Raw genomic sequence first — 25,118 nt, forward strand, 5'->3', positions numbered from 1 at the left:
CTTTCGCCCGATCCGAATCAGTGCTTCTTCGTGTAGTCGCGCACGCGCGGCTTGATCAGCGATACATCCACATCTTCATAGCTGAAAACCGGCTCATTGTTCACAGGGTCATAATTTGCCATCGTCGTTTTCAGCCATTCTTCGTCGTTGCGGTCCGGAAAATCAGGTTTATAGTGGGCGCCGCGGCTTTCATTACGGTTCAGGGCGCCGATCGTAATGACGCGCGCCAGCTGCAGCATGTTATACAGCTGCCGTGTAAACGAAGCCGCCTGGTTGCTCCATTTCGATGTATCTACAACATTAATATTTTTCCATCTTTCCATTAATTCCTGAATCTTTTCGTCCGTTTTCTTCAGACGGTCATTGTAACGGACAACCGTCACATTGTCTGTCATCCATTCGCCCAGTTCCTTATGCAACACATAGGCATTTTCGGTTCCGTCAAGCGACAATATATCGTTCCATTTTTTCTCCTGTTCCTGGACAGCACGTTCAAAGACGGTTGACGGCAGTGCATCCGCGCTCTTTTCAAGCCCGTCGATGTAGTTGACAGCTTCAGGCCCGGCTACCATCCCGCCATAGATGGCAGAAAGCAGGGAGTTTGCCCCTAAGCGGTTCGCGCCGTGCATCGAGTAGTCGCATTCGCCTGCTGCGAACAGCCCCGGAATGCTCGTATGCTGCTTATAGTCCACCCATAATCCGCCCATGGAATAGTGGACGGCCGGGAATACTTTCATCGGCACTTTATGCGGGTCATCGCCGACAAATTTTTCATAGATTTCAATAATCCCGCCCAGTTTAACGTCCAGTTCATGCGGATCTTTGTGCGACAAATCGAGATAGACCATGTTCTCGCCGTTAATGCCGAGTTTCAAGTCCACGCAGACATGGAAAATTTCACGGGTTGCAATATCGCGCGGCACGAGGTTCCCGTATGCCGGATATTTTTCTTCCAGGAAATACCACGGTTTGCCGTCTTTGTATGTCCAGATGCGCCCGCCTTCCCCGCGTGCGGATTCACTCATCAGCCGCAGTTTGTCATCACCCGGGATGGCAGTCGGGTGGATCTGGATAAATTCGCCGTTCGCATACGTTGCGCCCTGCTGGTATACAATAGAAGCCGCCGAGCCGGTATTGATCATCGAGTTGGTCGACTTCCCGAAAATAATGCCAAGGCCGCCTGATGCCATAATGACAGCATCCGCAGGAAAAGCTTTGATTTCCATTGTGGTCAGGTTTTGCGAAACAATGCCGCGGCAGATGCCTTCATCGTCTTTGATAATGCCGAGAAATTCCCAGCCTTCGTATTTCGTGACAAGCCCGTCCACTTCATGGCGCCTTACCTGTTCATCCAATGCGTATAAAAGCTGCTGGCCGGTTGTCGCGCCTGCAAATGCTGTGCGGTGGTGCTGGGTGCCGCCGAAACGCCTGAAGTCCAAAAGCCCTTCCGGCGTGCGGTTGAACATGACACCCATCCGGTCAAACAAGTGGATAATCCCCGGCGCCGCTTCGCACATCGCTTTTACCGGCGGCTGGTTGGCAAGGAAGTCGCCCCCGTATACCGTATCGTCAAAGTGGATCCATGGCGAATCCCCTTCCCCTTTTGTATTGACAGCGCCGTTAATGCCGCCCTGTGCGCAAACAGAGTGCGACCTTTTTACCGGCACTAAAGAAAACAGATCAACCTGCCGGCCTGCTTCTGCAATTTTTACAGTCGCCATCAAACCGGCAAGCCCTCCGCCGACAACAATGATTTTGCCATTAGCCAACTTGATTCACTCCCTTTTCATACTTGATGCCTCTTACAAACCAGTAAACTGCTATTTTTCGAATCTTTTCATTATGCAAATGCTAATAAAGCCCTGACGCCGACAACGGAAAGCAGCACAAAGACCACGATCATCACATATGTGGAAATTTGCTGTGACCGGCGTGACTGTGTAATGCCCCAGCTGACCAGGAACGACCAGAGACCGTTGGCAAAGTGGAAAATGGCAGCCACTGTCCCAATTATGTACCAGGCGAGCATCCAACGATTTGCTAAAAGATTTGCCATCAGATCAAAATTCAATTCCTTGCCAAGCGCCATTTGAATGCGTGTTTCATAGATGTGAAATACGAGAAAGATCAGGACCAGCACACCGCTGATTCTTTGCAATAGGTACATCCAGTTCCGGAAGTAGCCCATCGTGCCGACATTGCTCGATGCCGTAAACGAAATGTATAAGCCGTAAATTGCATGGAACAGAAGCGGCAGATAAATGAATACTACTTCCACAAAAAGCAGGAACGGCAGGTTTTCCATAAAACCGGCTGCTTTATTGAAGGCAGCAGCACCGTTTACCGCATAGTGGTTTACGGTCAAGTGGATGACTAAAAATAAGCCGATGGGTACAACACCCAGCAAAGAATGCAGTTTGCGGTTATAAAACTCTCGATTTCCAGCCACATTGTATCCCCCTTTGTAGTGTGAATTTATGCAAAGAAGACAAATTTTGCATAGCTTCCTCCCGCATAAATATTTTATAACAATTATGTGACAGTTTTATTGTACTCCCGACAAATGGGCACGTCAAGGAAACGCATTCATGAATTTGCGCTGAAAATGCCGTTTATTTGTCATATTTGTCAGTCTTTCTTCCATTTTTTTAAAATTTTTTCAGTATAGCTCTTTTGCCATATGCTTTTGCATAAAAAAGGAATTTTTATCCAAGGCTTGTCTTTTTTCATCGGATTTTACCGCAACCGGTACCACTTCCCCGTATAACGCGGAAACCGGCGGAAAAAGTTCCCTTTATTTTTGTGTATACTTAAAAAATGCTTTTAAGTCCGGTTTTATTTTGTATATAATATAGCATATAGAAAGAGGGGAATTGCGTGAAATCTTCTGGTGGAAATGAACAAACCGTTGCGGAACAGCTGATGGTGCCCGCATTCGGATATGAGCTGTTGCGCAATATATTAATTCCGGATATACTCGGCAAGGAAACGCCGGATATTCTGTACTGGGCGGGAAAACATTTGGCAAGAAAATTCCAGTTGCTTACCTATGAAGAAATGGTTTCTTTTTTCAAAGAGGCCGGCTGGGGAACGTTGTCAATCAAAAAAGAAGAGAAATATCATATTGAATTTGAGTTGTCCGGGCCGATGATTGAACGGCAGCTGGATATGGGCGCAGGCGCAGAACCGACATTCAAGCTTGAAGCCGGGTTTTTGGCCGAGCAGTACCAGATGCAGAAAAAACTGATCACGGAAGCTGTGGAAGAAGTTGCGAAAAAGGCAAAAAAAATCCGGATCACCGTGCAGTGGGATGCGAAAGACCCGGCCGAGGAATAAATATGAAAAAGCAGGGGGCTCCCCTGCTTTTTCATATTTTCATATATTTTGTTCCACTGCATCCAGTTCAAATGCTTCATGCAGGCACCGGGCGGCCCGAACCATTTCTTTTGCATCGACAACGGTGGATACTTTGATCTCGGACGTGCTGATCATTTTAATCGCAATGCCGTGGTCGGCCAGAACCTGGAACATTTTTGCCGCAACGCCTGGGTTGGAAACCATGCCCGAGCCGATGATGGACACTTTTGCGAGGCCGGTTTCCGTTTCAAAATGGTCGATGCTGAGGGCTTCTTTCCCGGCTTCCAAAAGATCGGCCGTTTCTTTTAGATCTTTATCTTTTATCGAAAATGATAAATATGTTTTATGGTCCGCCGTCCGGTTCTGGATGATGATATCGACATCAATATGGTGTTCCGCCAGTGTCGTGAATATATCCGGCAAATTCCGGAAGCCGTTTTCCAGCCCGAAAATGGTTACCCTTGTAATGCCGTCTTCAAATGCAACGCCGCGGACAATTAAATTTTTTTCCACCGAAACTTCCTCCTCTATTAACGTGCCTTCCTCCCTTTCAAGGCTCGAACAAACGATCAGCGGCACAGCCGCATTTTTGGCAAACTCCACCGCCCTTGCATGCAGGACGCCCGCCCCGAGGCTCGCCAGTTCAAGCATCTCATCGTAGGATACAGCCTTAAGCTTCCGGGCAGTCGGAATATAGCGCGGGTCGGACGTAAACACGCCGGTTACATCCGTGTAGATCAGGCAGCGGTCGGCATGAAGCGCTGCTGCAAGCGCCACCGCCGTTGTATCCGAGCCGCCCCTGCCGAGCGTCGCAATTTCGCCTTCCGGGGTAATGCCCTGAAACCCAGCAACAACGACAATTTGCCCGGCTGCCAGACGGGATTTGATTTTTTCAGTCCGGATTTCCGTGATCCGGGCGTTTCCGTGCACGGGTTCCGTTATAATGCCGGCCTGCCAACCGGTATAAGAAACGGCATCGTAGCCGCGATCGATCAGTGCCATGGCGACAAGCGAAATCGTCACCTGTTCGCCGGTTGAAAGCAGCATATCCATTTCGCGTTTTGCAGGATACGCCGAAAGTTCATTTGCAAGCCCGACAAGCTGGTCCGTTGTTTTGCCCATCGCGGAGACAACGACAACAACATCATGGCCTTTTTCCTTTTCTTCAATAATCCGGTCGACCGTATTCCGGATCCTTTCCACATTTCCAACCGAAGTTCCCCCGAATTTCTGAACAATGATTCCCAATAACTCCGCCACCTTCTGCAGTTTATAAGTAAGATGAGGCTGTCAGATTGAAAGCAAAGCAACTTGGCGCCCATTTAAAAAAAGCAATGAGAACGGATATCTCATCGCTTTTGCATACGCGGGTACGCAGTTATTCCTGTGAGATAGCGCTCCAAGACATTCCATCCTGACAGTTCCGGACTTCTTCAGTACAGAACCAGCAAAAACGGCATTGAGGCCATTTCCACTTCGGCAAAACTTCCTTTCAGGAACGATCCCGGAAGCCCAATCTTCTCCCGTTCCTTACTCTTAAGTTTTGCGCCTCTATCATGTAACGGCTTTGCCGGACGCCGGGATAGCCGCTCCCGAAAGTCTGAAACAAAGCCTGCCATATGAAATTATCATGATTATACCATATACGGAAAAACCCTGCCAGGTTATTCTTGTAATTTTTTGATTAATGTTTCGGATACCGGGCGCGGGATGCCCGCTTCCACAAATTCTTCCAACTTCGCTTGCTTCATTTTCTTTAAGGAACCAAAGTGGCGGAGCAGTTGTTTTTTCCGTTTCGGTCCGATGCCCGGAATATCGTCAAGCGCCGATTGAAATGCGGATTTTCCGCGCAATTCCCTGTGGAACGTAATCGCAAACCGGTGCACTTCATCCTGGATGCGCTGGAGCAGGTAAAATTCCTGGCTGTTCCGCCCGAGCGGCACGACTTCCAGCGGGTTGCCGAACAAAAGCTGCGATGTATTGTGCTTCTCATCCTTTGCCAGGCCGCCGAGCGGAATCTCAAGCCCGAGCTCATTTTCGAGCACATCCCTTGCCGCGTCAATTTGCCCTTTTCCACCGTCAATGATGATGAGGTCCGGAAGCGGCAAGTTTTCCCTCAGGGCACGGATGTAACGGCGGCGGATCACTTCGCGCATCGATTCATAATCATCCGGCCCTTCCACCGTTTTGATTTTATATTTGCGGTATTCTTTTTTTGCCGGCTTGCCGTCCACAAACACGACCATCGCCGAAACCGGGTTTGTCCCCTGGATATTCGAATTATCGAACGCTTCAATCCGGTGCGGCGTATAGATGCCGAGCTTTTCGCCTAGATTTTCAACGGCTTTGATCGTCCGTTCCTCGTTCCGTTCAATCAACGCAAATTTTTCTTTCAAAGCAATCTTTGCGTTTTTCTCGGCCATTAACACAAGTTCCCGTTTCTGGCCTTTTTTTGGCTGGAGCACTTTGATTTCCAGCAGTTGTTCTGCCAGTTCCCGGTCTGCTTTTTCCGTAATCAGCACTTCTTTCGGCTTAATATGCTCCGGTTTGGCGTAAAACTGCCCCAAATAGCTCAAAAATTCCTCCTCCGGCTCATCGTAAGACGGAAAAAGCGAGACATCCCGTTCAATCAGCTTTCCTTGGCGCATGAAAAACACCTGGACACACATCCAGCCTTTATCCACTGCGTAGCCGAAAATGTCGCGGTCCGTAAAATCCGTCATGGTAATTTTCTGTTTTTCCATCGTCATTTCAATATTGGCGATCTGGTCGCGGTATTCTTTTGCCCGCTCAAATTCAAGTTTTTCAGCAGCCTCATGCATTTTTTCTTCCAGTTCTTTTTTGATTTCCGTGTAGCCCCCGTTCAAAAAGCGAGTAATTTGGTCGGTGATCTCTTTGTATGTTTCTTCTTTCACCTCATTGACACACGGCGCAAGGCACTGGCCCAAATGGTAATAAAGGCAGACGCGGTCCGGCATATTGGTGCATTTCCGCAAAGGATACAACCGGTCCAGCAGCTTTTTTGTTTCATTGGCCGCCTGCACGTTCGGATACGGGCCAAAATATTTTCCCTTATCTTTCTTCACTTTCCGGGTGGTGATCAGACGCGGGTGGCGTTCATGGGTCAGCTTAATATACGGGTATGTTTTATCATCTTTTAGCATGATGTTGTATTTCGGGTCATGCTTTTTGATTAAGTTGATTTCAAGAATAAGGGCTTCAATATTGGAAGAAGTGACAATATACTCAAAGTCTTCGATCTCGCTGACAAGCCGCTGCGTTTTTGCGTCATGCGAACCGGAAAAGTAAGAGCGGACACGGTTTTTTAAAATTTTGGCCTTCCCGACATAAATGATGGTCCCCTGTCTGTCTTTCATTAAGTAGCAGCCGGGCTGGGCGGGCAGGAGGGCAAGTTTATTGCGGATCGTTTCGTTCAATTTTTCTTCACCTCAAAATCCTGCGTTCTGTAAAAAACCCGGACCACAGCCGGTCCGGATTTTAAAATGCATTTGCTCACGGCTTGAAGCCGCGCGTTTATTGTATTATAAATGTTTGTTCACTAATTCTTGCAAAGCTTCTTTCGGCTGGTAACCGATCACTTTGTCGACCGGTTTGCCGTCTTTCATGAGAACAAGGGTCGGAATGCTCATGATGCCGAATTTGCTGGCCGTTTCCTGGTTCTCGTCAACGTCCACTTTGACAATTTTCACCTTGTCGCCCATTTCAGCATCGATTTCTTCAAGTACCGGTGCAATCATTTTGCACGGGCCGCACCATGTTGCCCAAAAATCCGTTAATACCAAACCTTGGCTGACTTCCTGATCGAAAGTCGCGTCGGTAGCATGTGTAATTGCCATATTGAAAGAACCCTCCTAAATCAAACTATTACTGCTTGGGATTAGTATATCATCCTTTATCATATGTTGCGAACAATTTGTCCGGTCCAGGTAAGCAGTAATGATTTTATTATTTTATACCCTTTTTCCGCGAATATCCAACAGAAAACAGGCCCGGAACGATTTTTTTCGTCCGGGCCCGGGATTTACGCCGATGTGACTTTCAGTTTTTTGATTTCTTCCGTGAGAAGCGGGACCACTTCAAACAGGTCGCCGACGATGCCGTAGTCCGCTACGTTGAAGATGTTTGCTTCCGGATCTTTGTTAATGGCCACAATGACTTTTGAGTTGGACATGCCGGCCAAATGCTGGATGGCGCCGGAAATGCCGCATGCGATATACAAATCCGGTGTCACCACTTTGCCCGTCTGCCCGATTTGCAGGGAATAATCGCAGTATCCGGCGTCACATGCGCCGCGCGAAGCCCCAACCGCGCCGCCGAGCACATCGGCAAGCTCTTTCAGCGGTTTGAAGCCGTCCGCACTTTTCACGCCGCGGCCGCCTGAAACGATGACTTTCGCTTCCGAAAGGTCAACCCCTTCACTTACTTTCCGGACTACTTCTTTGATGACCGTGCGCAAATCTTTAATTTCCGCCTGGACGGTTTCGATATCCCCTGTCCGCGATTCATCTTTTTCAAGCGGGCTGATGTTGTTCGGCCGGATGGTCGCAAAGATGATCCCGTCTGTTACGATCTTTTTCTCAAACGCTTTGCCGGAGTAAATCGGGCGGGTAAAGACGACATGTTCTCCGGCTGATTCCACTGCGGTCGCATCCGAAATCAGGCCGGCATCCAATTTAGCCGCTACTTTCGGGGCCAGGTCTTTACCAAGCGCCGTATGGCCGATTAAGATGCCGTCCGGCTTTTCAGATTCGACAACCGCAAGCAATGCTTGGGAAAAACCGTCTGAAGAATAGCTTTTCAGCTTCTCGTCTTCCACCACGGCAACACGGTCAGCACCGTATTGAATCATGTCTTTCCCCAAATCTTTCACAGCGTCCCCGATCAAAACGCCGACTACTTCCCCGCCTTCCGCTACCGTTTTTCCGGCGGCAATGGTTTCATATGATACATTGCGGAGCGACCCGTCACGGACTTCGCCCACTACTAATACTTTTCGACTCATGCTGATCCCCTCCATTTCCGGTTTCTTCGCTTAAATCACTTTTGCTTCGGCATGCAATAATTGGACAAGTTCTTTTACCTGGTCGGCGATTTCGCCTTCAAGCACTTTTCCTGCTTCTTTTTTCGGCGGCAGGTAAACCTCGATGGTTTTGGTTTTCGGCTCCACGTCTTCTTCTTCAAGGTCAAGATCATCCAGTTCCAGTTCTTCAAGCGGTTTTTTCTTCGCTTTCATGATCCCCGGTAGCGAAGGATAACGCGGCTCATTTAAGCCCTGCTGCGCTGTGACGAGCAGCGGAAGGTCCGTTTCAATGATTTCGGAATCCCCTTCGACATCTCTTGTGACCGTCGCTTTGCCGCCGTCAATTTCCAGATTGGTAATTGTCGTTACATACGGGATGCCGAGCAACTCCGCCACCCGCGGGCCGACCTGTCCGGAAGCGTTGTCAATGGCGACATTCCCGCCGATAATGAGGTCTGGTTCCTGCTCTTTCAAATAAGCGGCAAGCACTTTTGACGTTGTGACCTGGTCGCTTGCTTCCACATCGTCTTCAATATTAATGAGGACTGCTTTATCCACACCCATCGCAAGCGCCGTCCGCAATTGCTTTTCGGCATCTTCATTGCCGACTGTGACCACTGTGACTTCGCCGCCCTGGGCATCCCGCACCTGGATGGCCTCTTCAACGGCGTATTCATCGTACGGGTTGATGATATATTCCGCCCCGTCATCCTGGATGCGGCCGTTTGCAATTGCAATCTTTTCTTCTGTGTCAAAGGTCCGTTTTAATAATACGAAGATATTCATGCCGTTCCCTCCCTGAATCGTTAAAAAATAAAATCATTTAAGCGCATACAAAATAAAAATGTTATGCCCCTGTAAAACGCGGTTCCCTTTTTTCAATAAAAGCTTTGATACCTTCCTCTGCATCTTTTGAGCCGAACAGCTCAAGAAAACGTGCGGATTCCTGCTCCAAGCCTTTTTCGTAATCATTTGTTTTTGCATAATTGACGAGTTCAATAGAGGCTTTCAGGGCCAGCGGGCTTTTCTTTGCAATTTTTTCAGCCAGCGCCTTTGCTTTCGGGAGCAGTTCCTCTTCCTTATAAGCATGGTTTGCAAGCCCCTGCTGCACGGCCTCCGTTCCGGTCAGCGGTTCGCTTGTCCACAGCATTTCAAACGCTTTGCCGCGCCCGATATACTTTGGCAGCCGCTGCGTTCCGGCAAAACCCGGCACAAGCCCGAGGCTCAGTTCCGGAAGGCCGAGCTTCGCATTTTCTGTGACAAGCCGGATATGGCATGCCATCGCAAGTTCGAGCCCGCCGCCAAGTGCCGCGCCGTGGATTGCGGCGATGACCGGTTTCGGGAACGCTTCCACTTTTTCGAACAATTCCTGGCCGGAAACCGCTATCGCATCGGAGCCGCCGGATTCCCTTAATTGGACAAATTCTTTAATATCCGCTCCCGCCGAGAAAAATCTTCCTTTCCCGTAAAGGAGCACGACCCGGGTTTCAGGATCGTTTTCAAGCTGGCCAAACGCTTGCGCAAGTTCTTTTAAAAGGGCCTGCGCAAGCGCGTTGGCGGGCGGCCTGTTCATTTCAATGCAGGCAACCGCATTTTTCCGTTTGATCGTAATAAATTCCATCCCGTCTCCAACCCCCTTGTGAAAGCTGCGGCAATTAAACCGCCGTTTTTTTGCCGCAGCCGTTAATGATCAATTGATGGACGGGAGCAGCCAGTGAAACGAGGTCGTATTTTTCTTTATTCATCACCCATGTCGTCACCGTTTCATCGACTGTCCCGAAAATCATCTGTCGGACGAGCCGGACGTCAAGCCCGGAATCGAATTCGCCTTTTTCCATGCCTTCGCGGATGATTTGGTCAAAGAGCGTCAAATATTCTTTCAGCACGCTGTTGATTTTAAGCCGCAGGTCTAAATTTGTCTGCCGCAGTTCCAACTGGGTCACGACCGCCAAATGGTGGTCGGCGGCAAGGACTTTGAAGTGGTTTTCGATCATCTTGAGCAACTTTTCGGAAGGGGAAAGGTCCCCTGCAATATATTCGGAAACCTTTTCGATAAACAGCTGCATTTTTTCTTCAAACAAAGAAATCAGGATATCTTCTTTGTTTTTAAAATACAAATAAATTGTGCCGTCCGCTACGCCCGCCTGTTTTGCAATTTTTGAAACCTGTGCCTGATGATAGCCGTGTTGTGCGATAACCACCACTGCTGCATCAATAATTTGTTTGTACTTTGGCCTGTTTTTCCTCACGGGCTATCACCTTTCAATCTCATGATCTGTCAATTTGGCCGACCGGTTTGATGGTGGCCGGAAAATGAATGACCATTCATTCATATTTTCATATTATACAGGAATGCAGCATTTGTCAAGTCCTGTTTATAAAAAATTTTCCTTAACCGATCTTCTCTCCTTCATTTTCCATCTTTTCTTTTTCTTCTGCAACCAATGAGCGCCGCAAAATTTTCCCGACGGCCGTTTTCGGCAGTTCATCCCGGAATTCGTAAATGCGCGGGACTTTATAGGCCGCCAGATATTGGCGCGCAAACCGGTCCAGTTCTTCTTCCGTTACTGCCATATTCTCTTTCAGCACAATATAGGCTTTGACAGTTTCCCCGCGGTACGGGTGCGGTACGCCGGCCACCACGGCTTCCTGGACGGCAGGGTGCTCATACAGCACTTCTTCTACTTCGCGCGGATAAATATTATAGCCGCCTGCAATGATGATGTCTTTTTTCCGGTCGACAATATAAAAATAACCTTCTTCGTCCATATAAGCCAGGTCCCCCGTAAACAGCCACCCGTCTTTCAGCACTTCCTGCGTTTCTTCCGGGCGGTTCCAGTAGCCTTTCATCACTTGCGGCCCTTTTACCGCCAGTTCGCCGACTTCACCGGGCGGCAACGGCCTGCCGTCTTCGAGCGACCGGATTTCGCAGTCCGTATCCGGCCATGGCACGCCGATGCTACCTTTGACGCGTTTTCCCCATACAAAATTGGCATGGGTGACGGGAGACGATTCACTGAGGCCATACCCTTCCACAAGCTTGCCGCCGGTTGCCTCTTCAAATTTCTGCTGGACTTCTACCGGCAGCGGGGCAGAACCGCTGATGCATGCTTCAATCGATGACAAATCATATTCCTTGATTTTCGGGTGGTTTAAAAGCCCGATATAAATGGTTGGCGCACCCGGAAACAGGGTCGGCCGCTGTTTTTCGATCGTCTTCAGCAGCGACTCCGCATCAAAGCGCGGAATTAAAATCATTTTAAAGCCCTGCATGACAGAAAGAATCAGCACGGTCGTCATGCCATACACGTGGAAAAACGGAAGCATGCCGAGCACCACTTCTTCTCCTTTTTTGGTCCTGTACATCCAGGCATCGCACATCGTCGCGTTTGCAATCAAATTCAGATGCGTCAGCATAACCCCTTTTGGCACGCCGGTTGTGCCGCCGGTGTACTGGAGAATCGCAAGGTCCTCTTCGATATCGAACGGCGTGTCAAGCGGTTCCGGAATTTCTTCCTTCATGATGTTCTTTAGCAAGTGATGGTGCCCGCCGTGCTGAACCCGTACTGTGACGCCCGTTTGCTTTTTCTGCATAAACGGGTAGATGACGTTTTTGGGAAAAGGCAAATAATCGCTGATAGCGGTTACAATAATATGTTCGAGATCGGTTTTCTCAAACACTTTTGCCACTGCCGGATACAGGAAATCAACCGTCAGGATGGCCTTCGCGCCGGAGTCTTTCAGCTGGTATTCCAGTTCCCTTTCCGTATACAGCGGATTCGCCATGACGGCTATCCCGCCCGTGTAAAGGATGCCGTAAAACCCGATGACGGCCTGCGGGGAATTCGGGAGCAGCACGGCAACCCTGTCGCCTTTTTCCACTCCGAGTTTTTTTAAATACCCGGCAAATTTGAGCGCAGCTTCGTACACTTCACGGTATGTCATTTCTTTCCCCATAAAATGGAGCGCTTTTTTGTCAGGATACTGCTCAGCTGCTTCGGTTAAAAATGCACAAACCGGTTTTCGCGGATACGTAAGAGAACCGGGTATTTCCGGCGGATATTGGGACAGCCATGGCCTGTCTGTCATTTGCATCAACTCCATTTTTGCATTTTTTATTGACTTATTTTATTATAACGAAAATTGAAACCGCTGACAATTGTTTGCAGCCGAAACAGGAGAAGGATGCGCTCCTTCTCCTTGTTACGGGCTAATCTGCAACAAACAAATAAATGACGCCAAACAATGCAAAAACAGCACAGCAAACAAGCAAAACTTTTGCCAGCGTTTCGAAAAACAAAAGGCCCTCCCCCTCGCCCTTGAAGATTACTTGAATTCTACAATCGTGACGCCGCTGCCGCCTTCGCCCGGTTCCCCAAGGCGGATGCGTTTTACGGCGCGGTGATGTTTCAAAAATTCCTGTACCCCGTTCCGGAGCGCCCCTGTTCCTTTCCCGTGGATGATCGAAACGCGCGGATACCCGGCTAAAAGCGCATCATCAATATATTTTTCAACTTTTAAGAGCGCATCTTCATAACGCTCCCCGCGCAAGTCGAGTTCCAGGCTGACATGGGAATCGCGCCCCCTGACCGTTGCCAGGTGCTTCTCCGGCTGTTTTTGTTGCGGCGGCCGGATATATTCCATGTCGGATTCTTTTACTTTCATTTTCAAAATGCCCATTTGCACGAGCCACTCGCCGCCTGCCGTTTGTTCAAGCAGCGTGCCTTTCTGGTTGAAACTGAGCACTTTGACTTCGTCGCCCGGCTGGTAGACATGCTGTTTCTTTGCCTTTGCCGCCGGTTTGCGGTCCAGTTTCGGCGCCAGTTCCTCCAACTGTTTTCTTGCATCAATCAGTTCATGTTCTTTCACATTGGCTTTGGATTCAAGCTGCATTTTCCGCAAATCGCGGATAATCTCTTCCGCTTTTTCCTTTGCCTCTTCCACCACTTTTGCTGCTTTTTTCTCCGCTTTTCCATACAGCTCATCGCGGCGGGCATAAAACTGTCTCATTTGTTTTTGCAAATCATGGTGTAGCCTCTCGGCATCCTCCAACAGTTTCTGCGCTTCCTGCCGTTCTTTTTCCGCCTCGCGCCTCGCCGATTCGAGCGCGGCAATCATATTTTCGACCTCGTTCGTGTCCGCGCCGATTAATGATTGGGCGTGTGCAATGACGGACGGGGAGAGCCCGAGGCGCCTTGAGATTTCAAATGCATTGCTCCGGCCGGGAACGCCGATTAAAAGCCGGTATGTCGGGCTTAATGTTTCCACATCAAACTCGACGCTTGCATTGACGACACCTTCGCGGTTGTAGGCGTATGCCTTCAGTTCCGGGTAGTGGGTGGTGGCGACAACGCGGGCCCCCCTTTTGTACACTTCGTCCAAAATTGAAATCGCAAGGGCAGCCCCTTCCTGCGGGTCGGTGCCGGCGCCGAGCTCATCAAACAGGACGAGCGACTGATCGTCGACCCGTTTCAGGATTTCAACGATATTTGTCATATGGGAGGAGAAGGTGCTAAGGCTTTGCTCAATCGACTGTTCATCACCGATATCGGCAAATACTTCTTTAAAAACAGCCATTTCCGAACCGTCCAAGGCGGGAATTTGCAGCCCGGCCTGCGCCATGAGCGTGCACAGCCCGATTGTCTTCAGCGTAATCGTTTTTCCGCCTGTATTCGGGCCGGTTATTACAATTGTCGTATAATCCTGCCCGAGCGTAATATCATTCGGCACCACTTTATCAGCCGGAAGCAGCGGATGGCGCGCTTTGAACATACGGATGGCGCCGTGGTTGTTGATCACCGGTTTCGAACCTTTAATGGACCGGCCGTATAAAGCTTTGGCAAACATAAAGTCAAAATCGGCGAGAATTTCGACGATAGTGTTAAGCTCCCCGCCGGCTGCTGCCACTGCGGCGGACAATTCGTTTAAAATCCTTTCAATCTCCTGCTGTTCTTTTAAATGCCATTCACGCAGCTGGTTATTCAAGTCCACGACCGATTGCGGCTCAATGAACAAAGTCTGCCCGGAAGAAGACTGGTCATGGACGATTCCCCCGTAATTTGCCCGGTATTCCTGTTTTACCGGGATGACATAGCGATCATTCCGGATCGTAATAATCGCATCCGACAGCATTTTCGCCGCATTTTTGCCGCGAATATAGCCTTCCAGTTTTTCACGGATGCGCCGTTCCGTGCCGCGCAGCCCGTGGCGGATTTGGCGCAGCGTTTCGCTTGCCGAGTCCAGGATCTCCCCGTTTTCATCCACCGCATTCCGGATGTCATGTTCAAGCGGAGTAAGGACCGCAATTCTGTCCGCCATGCTTGTTAAGGTTAAGATCGGCAGCGCTGTTTCTTCTTCCGCGATTCCTTCAATAAACCGTTTCATCGTCCGGCTGACATGGATGGTGCTCGCAATCTGCACCAATTCCTGCGGGTTCAGCCTGCCGCCGATCGCCGCTCTTTTCAGGTGGCGGCGGATGTCATAAATGCCTGAAAGCGGCACATGCCCTTTTAAACGCAGTACTTGTGCCGCTTCATCCGTCTCTTCCTGCATCCGGACCACTTCTTCGTAGGAAGAGGAGGGGAAAAGGGCTTCAATTTTTTCGGCCCCAAGCGGTGAAGAAGCGTGCGCAAGCAGCAGATTTTTAATTTTATCAAACTCGAGTGTTTTGATGATTTTATGTTGCATCTATTCGTCCTCCATGCATTCCGGATTCCAGCGTTCCGGAAAACTGCCCTCTTTTCATTGCAGAACGGGAATGGGTCAGTGCTGATGTTTCTGTTTTAAAAAATCAAGGAGTTGTTCTTTCGTATACGTATTGACCACATTTTTCCTTTCAATCCAGCCTTTTCTCGCGGTCCCGACACCGAAAGCGATATTGCCCAGTTCCGCGGTTGCGTGTGCATCGGTGTTAATCGCGATTTTCACACCGGCCGCCTGCGCTTCTCGTGCACGGGCCGCGGACAGGTCCAATCGGGCGGGATCGCCGCTTAATTCAAGGATCGTGCCGGTTTCTTTTGCCCATTGGAAGAGCAGGTCCAAATCAACATCGTACCCCTGCCTTTTGCCGATTAATCTTCCGGTCGGATGGGCAATCATGTCCACATGCGGGTTGAATAAAGCGCTGTGCAGCCGTTTCATGATCTGCGCGCGGCTGTTCCCAAAACCCGAATGGATGGAAGCAATGACGAAATCTAGGCCTGACAGCACATCATCATCAAAATCCAAAGTCCCATCCGGCAAAATGTCCATCTCAATGCCGGATAAAATCAGGATATCCGGATATTTCTCATTTAACCGGCGGATTTCATTCATTTGCCTGATCAAACGTTCACGTGAAAGCCCGCCGGCCACTTTTAAATATTTGGAATGGTCCGTGATCGCGATATATTCGTACCCTCTTTTTCTGCATGCATTGACCATGTCTTCAAGCGAATCTTTCCCGTCCGACCAGACAGTGTGCATGTGCAGGTCGCCCTTTATATCATCAAACTGGACAAAAGGCGTCCCCTTATAGGTTTCCACTTCGCTGCCGTCAGCGCGGATTTCCGGGGGGATGTAAGGCAGCCCATAATGATGATAGAACGAAGCCTCGCTCGGAAAACGGAGCAATTCGCCCGTCTTCAGGATTTTGACGCCGGATTGTGTCAGCCGCTCGCCATGAAGGCCGGCAATCTGCTGCATTTTTTCCAGATGCGCATCCGGCCCTGTTGAAAGAATAAGCGTCAACGCATACAGGTCGGGCTTTGCGATCCGGAAATTGATCCGTAAGCCGGCTTCCCCTTTTAATTTAGCCGTCACTTTTAAACTCCGGATCGAAACAGCTTCCACGACTTCGTTCATTTGAAGAATGTCCTCCGCAACCGATTTTGGATCGAATGTGGAGATGACATAATCGAGCTCTTCTATTCTTTCTTCAAACCGGCGGATGCTGCCAGCGCGCGAATAGGTTTCTATTTTCCTGTTTCCGGACAGCGTTTCTTCGATCAGCAGAAGAACCGGCAGCAGTCGGCCGATGGTATAGGCCGGTTTCCCTGAAAGCTGGTCAAGCGCGTGCAAAATATTGGACTGCGTCGTTTTTCCAAACCCTTTTAACCCTTCAACTTTTCCTTCTTCACAAGCCTTTCGTAAAGAATCCGCATCTGTAATGCCGAGCTCCCTGTAAAGCCTTGATATTTTTCTGGCACCGAGGCCCTGTATCTCCATGAGCGGAACCAGCCCTTTTGGGACTTCGTCTTTTAATTGTTCAAGCAGGGTGGACCGCCCTGTTTCCACGAACTCTTCGATGACGGAAGCGGTTGTTTTTCCGATATTCGGGATATCCGTAAAACGGCTGATTTCCGACAAGTCGCGCCCGTCCGCTTCCAATGCGGATGCAGCCCTGCGGTAAGCCGCGATTTTAAAATGGTTTTCCCCTTTCAATTCCAAGTACACCGCAATTTGTTCCAGCAGCCGGATGACACTGCGTTTATTCGTCCGCATTCGCCTGCCCCCTTTTTTTAACTTATTAAGTGAAGGATCGGGTTTTTACCGTTTACCCGCCACGGTGATTAAAAAGCGCCCTTCCAATGGCCGCGCCTTTTTCCTGGAAGCATGGGGAGTGCTTGGATCCGAGCCCGGCATCCCGGCCCCGTCCATAAAGAAACACTCCCCCGCCGCGAGAAGTGCTGTTTTGAAAAACCCGTTTCCAACCCGTTTTGCAAATGGTAAACGTGACGGCCGGGTTTCTATTTCACCCACCAAGACGCCACAAGAGCTGAAATATAAGGTGTATTTTTAATCATGCCTTCTGCGACTGCGGATCCCTTGAGCGCGGACTGGATCTCATCCACCGGCAGCAAAGATCCGATATATAAAACGATAAAAAGGATCAGGTACAGCTCGGCAAACCCGAGGATGCCGCCCGCCCATCCATTGACTTGTTTGAGGACCGGGAGCTGGGCCAAAAAAGTAAGGGATGACCCGACAATATTCAGAATAATCCTGACAGCAAAGAAAAGGATGGCAAACGCAATAATCCGGTAAAAGGCCGTTTCCATATTGCCTTCGTGCATCAGAAGGGCAAATGAGCTGTCGCTGTTAAAAGAAGGATACGGAATCATCAGCTTCAATTTTTCCGCCAGGTCATCATACAATATGTACGCAACTGCGGAGGCAATTACAAACCCTGTAATATGGACAGCCTGCAATATAAATCCTTTCCGCTTCCCGTTCAGGAATCCAAGCACAAGCAAAATGATGATGGCCATATTAACCATTTTCATCTTCATCCTTTTTCAGCAATTGTAAATAGTGCTGTTCAAGCAGCTCATACTGCTCTTTCAGCTTTATATAATCATGGACAGCATTTACGGCTGTCAGCACAGCCACTTTGCCGGTATCTAATGAAGGATTCTTCGCGCTGATTTCCCGCATTCTTTCATCAACCATCGAGGCAACCAGGCGAATATGGCTTGCCGGATCCGTTCCGATTATGGTATATTGCTGTCCGTATATGCCAACTGTAATTCGGGTTTTTTCCAATGTTGCCTGCCTCCCCATTTGTAAGAATCCTATTCTCTATCATAGCATGGCGGAAAAGCCTTTGTCTAACAATGTCGAACAAATTCACGGAGATCCTGAAACTGCCGGAGGAATCAAAATGCAAAACACTGTCATTGTCGTTTCTGCTTCAACCATGCAAAAAATGAAACAATCTTACCAGAACAGCCTGACGGGGAAAGTTCCGCCCGGCGCCGTTTTTGCCGCAAAAATACCGGGCTGCTCCATTACCGGCTATAAGTCCGGAAAAGTTTTATTTCAAGGGCCGACCGCAGAAACGGAAGCGTCAAAATGGGGACAGCCGCCGGAAAAGAAGCCGGATGCCGCCCGGCGCGCAAAATCTTCCGGCAACCCGCAGCCTCCTAATATCGGGCAGCTTTCCGTCATTGGGTCAGATGAAGTCGGGACAGGCGACTTTTTCGGGCCGATTACGGTTGTCAGCTGTTACGTCGAAAAGGGGCAGCTCCCGCTTTTAAAAGAACTGGGCGTAAAAGATTCAAAAGGATTAACAGACAGCCAGATTGCCGGAATAGCGAAAGAGCTTCTCACCTTTATTCCGTACAGCCTGCTCATTTTGCCGAACGAAAAATACAACCGGCTCCAACAATCGGGCATGTCGCAAGGAAAAATGAAAGCATTGCTCCATAACCGGGCTTTGTACAATACCGCCCAAAAAATTGCGCCGGCAAAACCGGATGCAATTTTAATTGATCAGTTCGCGGAAGCATCCACGTATTACCGGTATTTGCAAAACGAAAAAATCGTCATGCGCGACGGCGTCTATTTCAGCACAAAAGGGGAAAGCGTCCATCTTGCGGTTGCAGCCGCTTCCATTCTCGCACGCTATGCTTTTGTCCGGGAGTTAGAAAAATTAAGCAAAAAAGCCGGCTTTGTTTTGCCAAAGGGCGCCGGCGCACAGGTGGACCAGGCTGCCGCGCGGCTCATCAAGGAAAAAGGCATGGCCGCGCTGCCGCATTTTGTCAAACTGCATTTCGCCAATACGGAAAAAGCAAAGCGGATCGCGGGCGTGAAATAAAGGATGGTGGGAAAAGCCATGGGGTGACGATAGGCGATAAATTTTGAAGGAAAGGCGAACGAGGAGGGACGTTAAGCGAAGAAAACGGATGCATTTTTCTGCGTAACTTAGCGTAGGCGGGGGCTATGGGAAGGAAGACCCTCAATTTTCCGTGCTTTCTTCACATAGACGCGTTCTATGTGAAGAAAGACCCTCGTTTTTGCTTGCTTCCTTCACGTAGACGACCTCTACGTGAAGAAAGACCTTCGTTTTTCCGCGCTTCCTTAACGTAGACGCCCTCTATGTTAAGAAAGACCTTCGTTTTTCCAAGCTTCCTTAACTTAGATGGGCTCTATGTTAAGAAAGGCCTTCGTTTTTCCGTGCTTCCTTCACATAGACGGGCTCTACGTGAAGAAAGGCCCTCGTTTTTGCTTACTTCCTTAACGTAGACGACCTCTATGTGAAGGAGGGTCTTCAGTTTTCCGCGCTTCCTTAACGTAGACACGTTCTATGGGAAGGCACGCTGATTTTTTCTTAATATTTGTCCGTGCCCGCTTCTAACTGGCACTAGTGGAAGAATAAAAATGAGCAAGCGCATATTTTCAGGATAGGTGCTCCTCAAGTTATCGGGACTATTTACGGGAATTTTTTAGTAGAGAGAGGAATCGAAATTCAGAAAACTGTAAAATTAAAATACACCTGATCATTTGCTCAAGTTGTTAGAAAAACCCTTGAAACTTGTAAAAAATGAATTATAATAGAGTTGTAGTTTGAATTTTTAGAAAGGATGTGAACTATGCTTTATAAAGCCCGCAAAGAATCAACAGAGTTGCTTACTTTAAGATTCTTAAACAGACGGATAGAACTTGAAGAAAAAGACAGGCAATACTATCTGAACCTTGAGAAAGGCTTTGAAGGGGAACGCCAATTTGACAAGTATACGGAAAAGCTGAAATGTGATTGCCTCGTGTTAAATGATTTACGTCTCTCGGTAACCAATACAACATTTCAAATTGATGCATTGGTTATCACCGACGAAACGGCCTTCTTATTTGAAGTGAAAAATCATGAAGGAGATTTTTATTTAGATAGAGATAGAATTTATTATCGAAAAAACAAATCCGAAGTCAGCAATCCCCTTATTCAATTGCAACGGTGTGAATCCCTTTTCCGTCAACTAATTCATTCACTCGGATTAAGCCTTTCCGTTACGGCCTTCGTTGTATTTATTCATCCAGAATTCACATTGTATCAAGCCCCTTTAAATTTACCCATTCTGTTTCCAACCCAACTCAACCGGTTCTTTAAAGAATTAAATACACTCCCGTCAAAGTTGAGTGGCAAACACAAAAAACTTGCGGATAAATTGCTGTCGTTGCATATGGAAAAAACGCCCTATACAAAACTACCGACATATAAATTTGAACAGTTGCGAAAAGGTATCATATGCACGGCATGCGGGGCATTTGCATGTAACGCTGAGGGAAGGCATATTGTATGCAGGAATTGCGGCCAAGAGGAAGACATTTATTCCGCTATATTTCGAACCATCCAAGAGTTTCGGCTTTTGTTTCCGGAACAAAAGATGACGACAGCCATGATGAAAGAATGGTGTAAAATTATCGAGTCTAACAGCAGCATTCGAAAGGTGCTGGAAGATCATTTTAAAACCGTGGGAAAAGGACGTTGGGCTTATTATTGTTGACACCTTTGATTACAGGAATAGGGATGCATGCATAATTTTAAAGAACAATGGTTAAAAAAAGAGCCCGTTGGTTTATGGTGGATCTTAATGTAATAGACATGGCCTATATTAAGAAAGACCTTCGTTTTGGCTTGCTTCCTTAACGTAGAAACGCTCTATGTTAAGGAAGCGCTTTGTTTTTCCGTGCTTTCTTAACTTAGACGGGCTCTATGTTAAGAAAGACCTTCGTTTTTCCAAGCTTCCTCAACTTAGACGGGCTCTATGTTAAGAAAGGCCTTCATTTTTCTACGCTTCCTTAACTTAGACGCGCTCTATGTGAAGAAAGGCCTTCATTTTTCTACGCTTCCTTAACTTAGACGCGCTCTATGTTAAGAAAAACCTTCGTTTTTCCAAGCTTCCTCAACTTAGACGCGCTCTATGTGAAGAAAGGCCTTCATTTTTCTACGCTTCCTTAACTTAGACGCGCTCTATGTTAAGAAAAACCTTCGTTTTTCCAAGCTTCCTCAACTTAGACGCGCTCTATGTTAAGAAAGACCTTCGTTTTTCCGTGTTTCCTTAACGTAGACGGGCTCTATGTTAAGAAAGGCCTTCATTTTTCTACGCTTCCTTAACTTAGACGCGCTCTATGTTAAGAAAGACCTTCGTTTTTCCGTGTTTCCTTAACGTAGACGGGCTCTATGTTAAGAAAGGCCTTCATTTTTCCACGCTTCCTCAACTTAGACGGGCTCTATGTTAAGAAAGGCCTTCGTTTTTCCGTACTTCCTTAACGTAGACGCCCTCTATGTTAAGAAAGATCTTCATTTTTGCGCGCTTTCTTAACATAGACGGGCTCTACTATGTGAAGAAAGACCCTCAATTTTCCGCGCTTCCTTCACATAGACAGCGCTTTGATTTTTGCACTAAAAAAGAAGAGGCCTTTAAGCCTCTTCTTTTTTCTTGGGATTAGCCCCGTAGTACTGCGCCTGCTTTTTCTTTTACCGCATCCAGCACTTTTTCATGCCGGGCGACGACTTCTTCATCCGTTAATGTACGTTCCGGATCGAAGTAAGTAAGCGAGAAGGCAATTGATTTTTTGCCGGGTTCCATATGCCCGCCTTCATATAAATCAAAAATCGAAACGGATTTCAAAAGGGTTCCGCCGGCCTCCCGGATGATTGCCTGCAGCCGGGCTGCTTCCACATCGCGGTCGACAACAAGCGCAATATCGCGGGTGATGGCCGGGAAGCGCGGGATCGGCCGGTATTGGACCGGTTCGGCCGGGTAATCGTACACCGGCTCCAGTTTCAGTTCGAACACGTATGTTTCTTTGATATCGAGTTCTTTTTGCACGTTCGGATGCACCTGGCCGACAAAACCAATCGCTTCCCCGTCCAGCAAAATTTCGGCTGTCCTTCCCGGATGCAGCCCGTTAAATGCGGCCGCGCGGTAGGAAACAGCGCCTGAGACCCCGAGTTTTTCAAACAGGCCTTCCAAAATCCCTTTTGCCACAAAGAAATCAACTGCTTTCTTTTCTCCTTGCCACAAGTTGGCAACCCAAAGCCCGGTGATGGCGCCGGCGAGGTGTTCCTGCTCTTCCGGCTGTGCCCCGTCCGCCTTTTTTAAAAAGACATTGCCGACTTCATACAATGCAACCGACTCGTTTTTACGCGCGACATTATACGCGACAGATTCCAAAAGATGCGGCAAAAGGCTTAAGCGCAGCACACTGCGTTCTTCGCTCATTGGCATGGCGACGCGGACCGGTTCGCGTTTTTCAAGCGCATACTGGTGTGCTTTTTCTTCGCTTGTTAAAGAATACGTGGTTGCCTGGTACAGCCCCGCTCCTTCAAGGAAACGTTTCGTGGCGCGGCGTTTTTGCTGGATGGCGTTCAAGCCGCCCCGCGTTCCCCTGCCCGCCGGCAATGTCTTTGGCAGCAGGTCATAGCCGTACAGGCGCGCCACTTCTTCAATCAGATCTTCCTCAATCGTAATATCGCCGCGGCGGGTCGGCACAATAACGGTAAAACGGCCGTCTTCCCATGATGCTTCAAACCGGAGGCGTTTGAAAATACGGAGCACTTCTTCCGCTGAAATTTGCGTTCCAAGCACACGGTTAATTTTTTCCAGCGTAATGGTGACAACAGCCGGCTCAATATGCAAATGGTTTTCGGCAACCGTCCCGGCGAGCACTTCCCCGCCCGCATATTTGCTGATCAGCATGGCGGCCCGTTCTGATGCAGGCAGGACGCGGTTCGGATCAACCCCTTTTTCATAGCGGCTGCTTGCCTCGCTGCGCAGGCTGTGGTCTTTTGAAGCCGCGCGGATCGTTCCGGCATCAAAATAGGCGGATTCCAAAAGCACGTTTGCCGTCGTTTCGGTTACTTCTGAATTGGCGCCGCCCATGACACCGGCCATTGCGACAGGTTCAGTGCCGCTCGTAATGACAAGATGGACGTCTTTTAACGTGCGCTCCTGGCCATCGAGCGTCACCATCTTTTCCCCTTCATGCGCCATGCGGACGACAATTTCTTTGGAACCGAGCTTGTCATAGTCAAACGCATGCAGCGGCTGGCCGTATTCGAGCAAAATATAGTTCGTAATGTCGACCACATTGTTGTGCGGGCGGATTCCTTCTGCCATGAGCCGTGCCTGCATCCAGAGCGGGGACGGGCCGATTTTCACATTGCGGATGACTTTTAATGTGTAAAGCGGCGCCGCTTCTTTTGCATCGACGCGGACCGAAATGGCATCAGCAGCTTTATCGGCTGCTTCCTGCACTTTTGTTTCCGGCAATTTCACATCTTTCCCGAGTATCGCCGCCACTTCGTAAGCAACACCGAGCATGCTCATGCAGTCCGCCCGGTTCGGGGTGAGGCCCAGTTCGATAATGGTGTCATCCAATCCTAAAAGCGGCAGCACATCCTGCCCCGCTTCCACATCATCCGGGAACACATAAATGCCGTTTGCGTACTCTTTTTGGACGAGCTTGCTTTCAACACCGAGTTCCTGCAGCGAGCAGATCATCCCGTTCGACTCCTCGCCGCGCAGTTTCGAACGTTTGATTTTCACATGCCCCGGCAGCCAGGCGCCCGGTTTGGCAACAGCAACTTTCTGCCCTTTATCGACGTTTGGCGCGCCGCAAATAATCTGGACAGGCTCGCCTTCCCCGATATCGACCAGGCATTTGTTTAATTTATCGGCGTTCGGATGCTTTTCTTTTTCCAATACATGCCCGACAACGACATTTTTAATGCCTTCCCCCTTAAATGCCACGCTTTCGACTTCAATGCCGGTCCGCGTAATTTTTTCAGCCAATTCTTCCGGCGAAATGCCGTCCAAATCCACATATTCTTGCAGCCATTTATATGAAACAAACATGTTTGACCCTCCTTATTCTTGTACGGAAAACTGCCGTAAAAAACGAATGTCATTTGTATAAAAGTGGCGGATGTCATCAACGCCGTATTTCAGCATCGCAATCCGCTCCGGCCCCATGCCGAATGCAAAACCGGTATATTTTTCCGGATCAAAGCCGGACATCCGTAATACGCGCGGGTGGACCATGCCGGCGCCCAAAATTTCAATCCAGCCGGTGCCTTTGCATACATGGCAACCGTGCCCGCCGCACATCTTGCATGAAATATCCATTTCAACACTCGGTTCGGTGAACGGGAAAAAGCTCGGGCGCAGCCGGATTTCGCGGTCTTCGCCGAATAATTTTTTCGCAAATACTTCCAACGTCCCTTTTAAATCGGCCATCGTGATGTTTTCGTCAACAACCAGCCCTTCAATTTGCATAAACTGGTGGGAATGTGTCGCATCATCATTGTCGCGGCGGTACACTTTCCCCGGGCAGATGATTTTGACCGGCCCTTTGCCGTGATGCTTTTCCATTGTCCGCGCCTGGTTCGGTGAAGTATGGGTCCTAAGCAGCATTTCATCGGTTATGTAAAAGGTATCCTGCATATCGCGTGCCGGGTGCCCTTTCGGCAGGTTCAGCGCTTCAAAATTGTAGTAATCGGTTTCCACTTCCGGCCCCTCGGCAATGGTATAGCCCATCCCGATAAACAAGTCTTCGATTTCCTCAATGACTTTTGTAAGCGGATGGTGGCTGCCTGCTTTTACCGGGCGGCCCGGCAGCGTGACATCAATTTTTTCGGATGCCAGTTGCCTCTCGACGGCTTCTGCTTCCAATGCCGCCTGTTTCTTTTCAATACCTGCTTGAATGGCGGCACGCACTTCATTGGCGAGCGCGCCCATTTTCGGCCGTTCTTCCGCTGGCAGCTTCCCCATGCCGCGCAAAACTTCCGTAATCGGGCCTTTTTTGCCGAGATAGGCGACACGGATCCCGTTCAGCGTTTTTAAATCAGCAGCCGCTTCAATTTTGGCAAGCGCTTCGGTTTGCAGTGCTTTCAACGTTTCTTCCATTTTTTGTACCTCCTTTAGGTTTTGGGCGTTAAAAAAGCCCCGCCCTGGAAAAG

Annotated in this window: 19 protein-coding genes, 1 riboswitch and 1 other annotated feature (1 of these 21 cut by a window edge); of the genes, 3 read left to right on the forward strand and 16 right to left on the reverse strand. The window is 48.9% G+C overall.

Going from position 1 to position 25,118, the window contains the following annotated elements; translation table 11 throughout:
* Positions 1 to 17 precede the first annotated feature (17 nt).
* Complete coding sequence (sdhA, locus tag NST20_RS10015) at positions 18 to 1,769, reverse strand: succinate dehydrogenase flavoprotein subunit (protein ID WP_017553821.1); 1,752 nt, start codon at positions 1,767 to 1,769, stop codon at positions 18 to 20.
* 71 nt (positions 1,770 to 1,840) lie between these two features.
* The gene (locus tag NST20_RS10020) at positions 1,841 to 2,449 is read right to left on the reverse strand and encodes a succinate dehydrogenase cytochrome b558 subunit (protein ID WP_017553822.1); all 609 of its coding nucleotides are present in this window, start codon (positions 2,447 to 2,449) and stop codon (positions 1,841 to 1,843) included.
* 428 nt (positions 2,450 to 2,877) lie between these two features.
* Here NST20_RS10020 and NST20_RS10025 point away from each other — a divergent pair, with 428 nt between their 5' ends.
* Positions 2,878 to 3,336: a YslB family protein gene (locus tag NST20_RS10025; protein WP_019720780.1), complete on the forward strand. Its 459-nt coding sequence runs from the start codon at positions 2,878 to 2,880 to the stop codon at positions 3,334 to 3,336.
* A gap of 39 nt (positions 3,337 to 3,375) precedes the next feature.
* Here NST20_RS10025 and NST20_RS10030 read toward each other — a convergent pair whose 3' ends face one another.
* From NST20_RS10030 to zapA, 12 genes are all read right to left on the reverse strand, one after another.
* Positions 3,376 to 4,605 (reverse strand): aspartate kinase, encoded by a 1,230-nt coding sequence (locus tag NST20_RS10030; protein WP_013859866.1) that lies wholly within the window; start codon positions 4,603 to 4,605, stop codon positions 3,376 to 3,378.
* A gap of 136 nt (positions 4,606 to 4,741) precedes the next feature.
* Positions 4,742 to 4,919, reverse strand: a riboswitch (Lysine riboswitch).
* Positions 4,920 to 5,021: 102 nt separating this feature from the next.
* Positions 5,022 to 6,794: an excinuclease ABC subunit UvrC gene (uvrC, locus tag NST20_RS10035; RefSeq protein ID WP_342399380.1), complete on the reverse strand. Its 1,773-nt coding sequence runs from the start codon at positions 6,792 to 6,794 to the stop codon at positions 5,022 to 5,024.
* A 105-nt stretch (positions 6,795 to 6,899) separates the two neighbouring features.
* A complete protein-coding gene (gene trxA, locus NST20_RS10040) occupies positions 6,900 to 7,214 on the reverse strand; it encodes a thioredoxin (RefSeq protein WP_013859869.1) in 315 nt (104 codons plus the stop codon).
* A gap of 185 nt (positions 7,215 to 7,399) precedes the next feature.
* Positions 7,400 to 8,380: an electron transfer flavoprotein subunit alpha/FixB family protein gene (locus tag NST20_RS10045; protein WP_017553825.1), complete on the reverse strand. Its 981-nt coding sequence runs from the start codon at positions 8,378 to 8,380 to the stop codon at positions 7,400 to 7,402.
* A gap of 30 nt (positions 8,381 to 8,410) precedes the next feature.
* Positions 8,411 to 9,184 (reverse strand): electron transfer flavoprotein subunit beta/FixA family protein, encoded by a 774-nt coding sequence (locus tag NST20_RS10050; RefSeq protein WP_013859871.1) that lies wholly within the window; start codon positions 9,182 to 9,184, stop codon positions 8,411 to 8,413.
* A gap of 61 nt (positions 9,185 to 9,245) precedes the next feature.
* Complete coding sequence (locus NST20_RS10055) at positions 9,246 to 10,019, reverse strand: enoyl-CoA hydratase (protein WP_342399381.1); 774 nt, start codon at positions 10,017 to 10,019, stop codon at positions 9,246 to 9,248.
* 34 nt (positions 10,020 to 10,053) lie between these two features.
* On the reverse strand, positions 10,054 to 10,647 hold the full coding sequence (locus NST20_RS10060) for a TetR/AcrR family transcriptional regulator (RefSeq protein ID WP_029142316.1): 594 nt from the start codon (positions 10,645 to 10,647) through the stop codon (positions 10,054 to 10,056).
* Positions 10,648 to 10,789: 142 nt separating this feature from the next.
* Positions 10,790 to 12,487, reverse strand: coding sequence for an AMP-binding protein (locus NST20_RS10065; RefSeq protein WP_019720775.1), 1,698 nt, complete (start codon positions 12,485 to 12,487; stop codon positions 10,790 to 10,792).
* 237 nt (positions 12,488 to 12,724) lie between these two features.
* Positions 12,725 to 15,085: an endonuclease MutS2 gene (locus NST20_RS10070; RefSeq protein WP_328013903.1), complete on the reverse strand. Its 2,361-nt coding sequence runs from the start codon at positions 15,083 to 15,085 to the stop codon at positions 12,725 to 12,727.
* A 75-nt stretch (positions 15,086 to 15,160) separates the two neighbouring features.
* Positions 15,161 to 16,879, reverse strand: coding sequence for a DNA polymerase/3'-5' exonuclease PolX (polX, locus tag NST20_RS10075; protein ID WP_342399382.1), 1,719 nt, complete (start codon positions 16,877 to 16,879; stop codon positions 15,161 to 15,163).
* Between the two features lie 245 nt (positions 16,880 to 17,124).
* The gene (locus NST20_RS10080; RefSeq protein ID WP_019720771.1) at positions 17,125 to 17,661 is read right to left on the reverse strand and encodes a CvpA family protein; all 537 of its coding nucleotides are present in this window, start codon (positions 17,659 to 17,661) and stop codon (positions 17,125 to 17,127) included.
* A complete protein-coding gene (gene zapA, locus NST20_RS10085; protein ID WP_013859878.1) occupies positions 17,648 to 17,938 on the reverse strand; it encodes a cell division protein ZapA in 291 nt (96 codons plus the stop codon). Before zapA ends, NST20_RS10080 begins: the two co-directional genes overlap by 14 nt.
* 100 nt (positions 17,939 to 18,038) lie before the next feature.
* Here zapA and rnhC point away from each other — a divergent pair, with 100 nt between their 5' ends.
* Positions 18,039 to 18,974, forward strand: coding sequence for a ribonuclease HIII (gene rnhC / locus NST20_RS10090; protein WP_342399383.1), 936 nt, complete (start codon positions 18,039 to 18,041; stop codon positions 18,972 to 18,974).
* 775 nt (positions 18,975 to 19,749) lie between these two features.
* Positions 19,750 to 20,658 (forward strand): NERD domain-containing protein, encoded by a 909-nt coding sequence (locus NST20_RS10095; protein ID WP_013859880.1) that lies wholly within the window; start codon positions 19,750 to 19,752, stop codon positions 20,656 to 20,658.
* Positions 20,659 to 21,600: 942 nt separating this feature from the next.
* Here the strand turns inward: NST20_RS10095 and pheT are convergent.
* The gene (gene pheT / locus NST20_RS10100; RefSeq protein ID WP_342399384.1) at positions 21,601 to 24,015 is read right to left on the reverse strand and encodes a phenylalanine--tRNA ligase subunit beta; all 2,415 of its coding nucleotides are present in this window, start codon (positions 24,013 to 24,015) and stop codon (positions 21,601 to 21,603) included.
* Positions 24,016 to 24,027: 12 nt separating this feature from the next.
* Positions 24,028 to 25,065, reverse strand: coding sequence for a phenylalanine--tRNA ligase subunit alpha (pheS, locus tag NST20_RS10105; protein WP_013859882.1), 1,038 nt, complete (start codon positions 25,063 to 25,065; stop codon positions 24,028 to 24,030).
* Positions 25,066 to 25,113: 48 nt separating this feature from the next.
* Positions 25,114 to 25,118, reverse strand: a binding site (T-box leader) (it continues 229 nt past the right edge of the window).

The sequence above is a fragment of the Weizmannia sp. FSL W8-0676 genome (genome assembly GCF_038593015.1).
Taxonomy (GTDB): domain Bacteria; phylum Bacillota; class Bacilli; order Bacillales; family Bacillaceae_C; genus Weizmannia; species Weizmannia coagulans.

Coding starts and splice junctions, on each gene's coding strand:
- NST20_RS10045 (WP_017553825.1), bottom strand. CDS start 8,380: ATGAGTCGAAAAGTATTAGTAGTGGGCGAAGTCCGTGACGGGTCGCTC.
- NST20_RS10095 (WP_013859880.1), top strand. CDS start 19,750: ATGCTTTATAAAGCCCGCAAAGAATCAACAGAGTTGCTTACTTTAAGA.
- trxA (WP_013859869.1), bottom strand. CDS start 7,214: ATGGCAATTACACATGCTACCGACGCGACTTTCGATCAGGAAGTCAGC.
- NST20_RS10050 (WP_013859871.1), bottom strand. CDS start 9,184: ATGAATATCTTCGTATTATTAAAACGGACCTTTGACACAGAAGAAAAG.
- zapA (WP_013859878.1), bottom strand. CDS start 17,938: ATGGGGAGGCAGGCAACATTGGAAAAAACCCGAATTACAGTTGGCATA.
- NST20_RS10055 (WP_342399381.1), bottom strand. CDS start 10,019: ATGGAATTTATTACGATCAAACGGAAAAATGCGGTTGCCTGCATTGAA.
- polX (WP_342399382.1), bottom strand. CDS start 16,879: ATGCGGACGAATAAACGCAGTGTCATCCGGCTGCTGGAACAAATTGCG.
- rnhC (WP_342399383.1), top strand. CDS start 18,039: ATGCAAAACACTGTCATTGTCGTTTCTGCTTCAACCATGCAAAAAATG.
- NST20_RS10070 (WP_328013903.1), bottom strand. CDS start 15,085: ATGCAACATAAAATCATCAAAACACTCGAGTTTGATAAAATTAAAAAT.
- NST20_RS10080 (WP_019720771.1), bottom strand. CDS start 17,661: ATGAAAATGGTTAATATGGCCATCATCATTTTGCTTGTGCTTGGATTC.
- NST20_RS10065 (WP_019720775.1), bottom strand. CDS start 12,487: ATGACAGACAGGCCATGGCTGTCCCAATATCCGCCGGAAATACCCGGT.
- pheT (WP_342399384.1), bottom strand. CDS start 24,015: ATGTTTGTTTCATATAAATGGCTGCAAGAATATGTGGATTTGGACGGC.
- pheS (WP_013859882.1), bottom strand. CDS start 25,065: ATGGAAGAAACGTTGAAAGCACTGCAAACCGAAGCGCTTGCCAAAATT.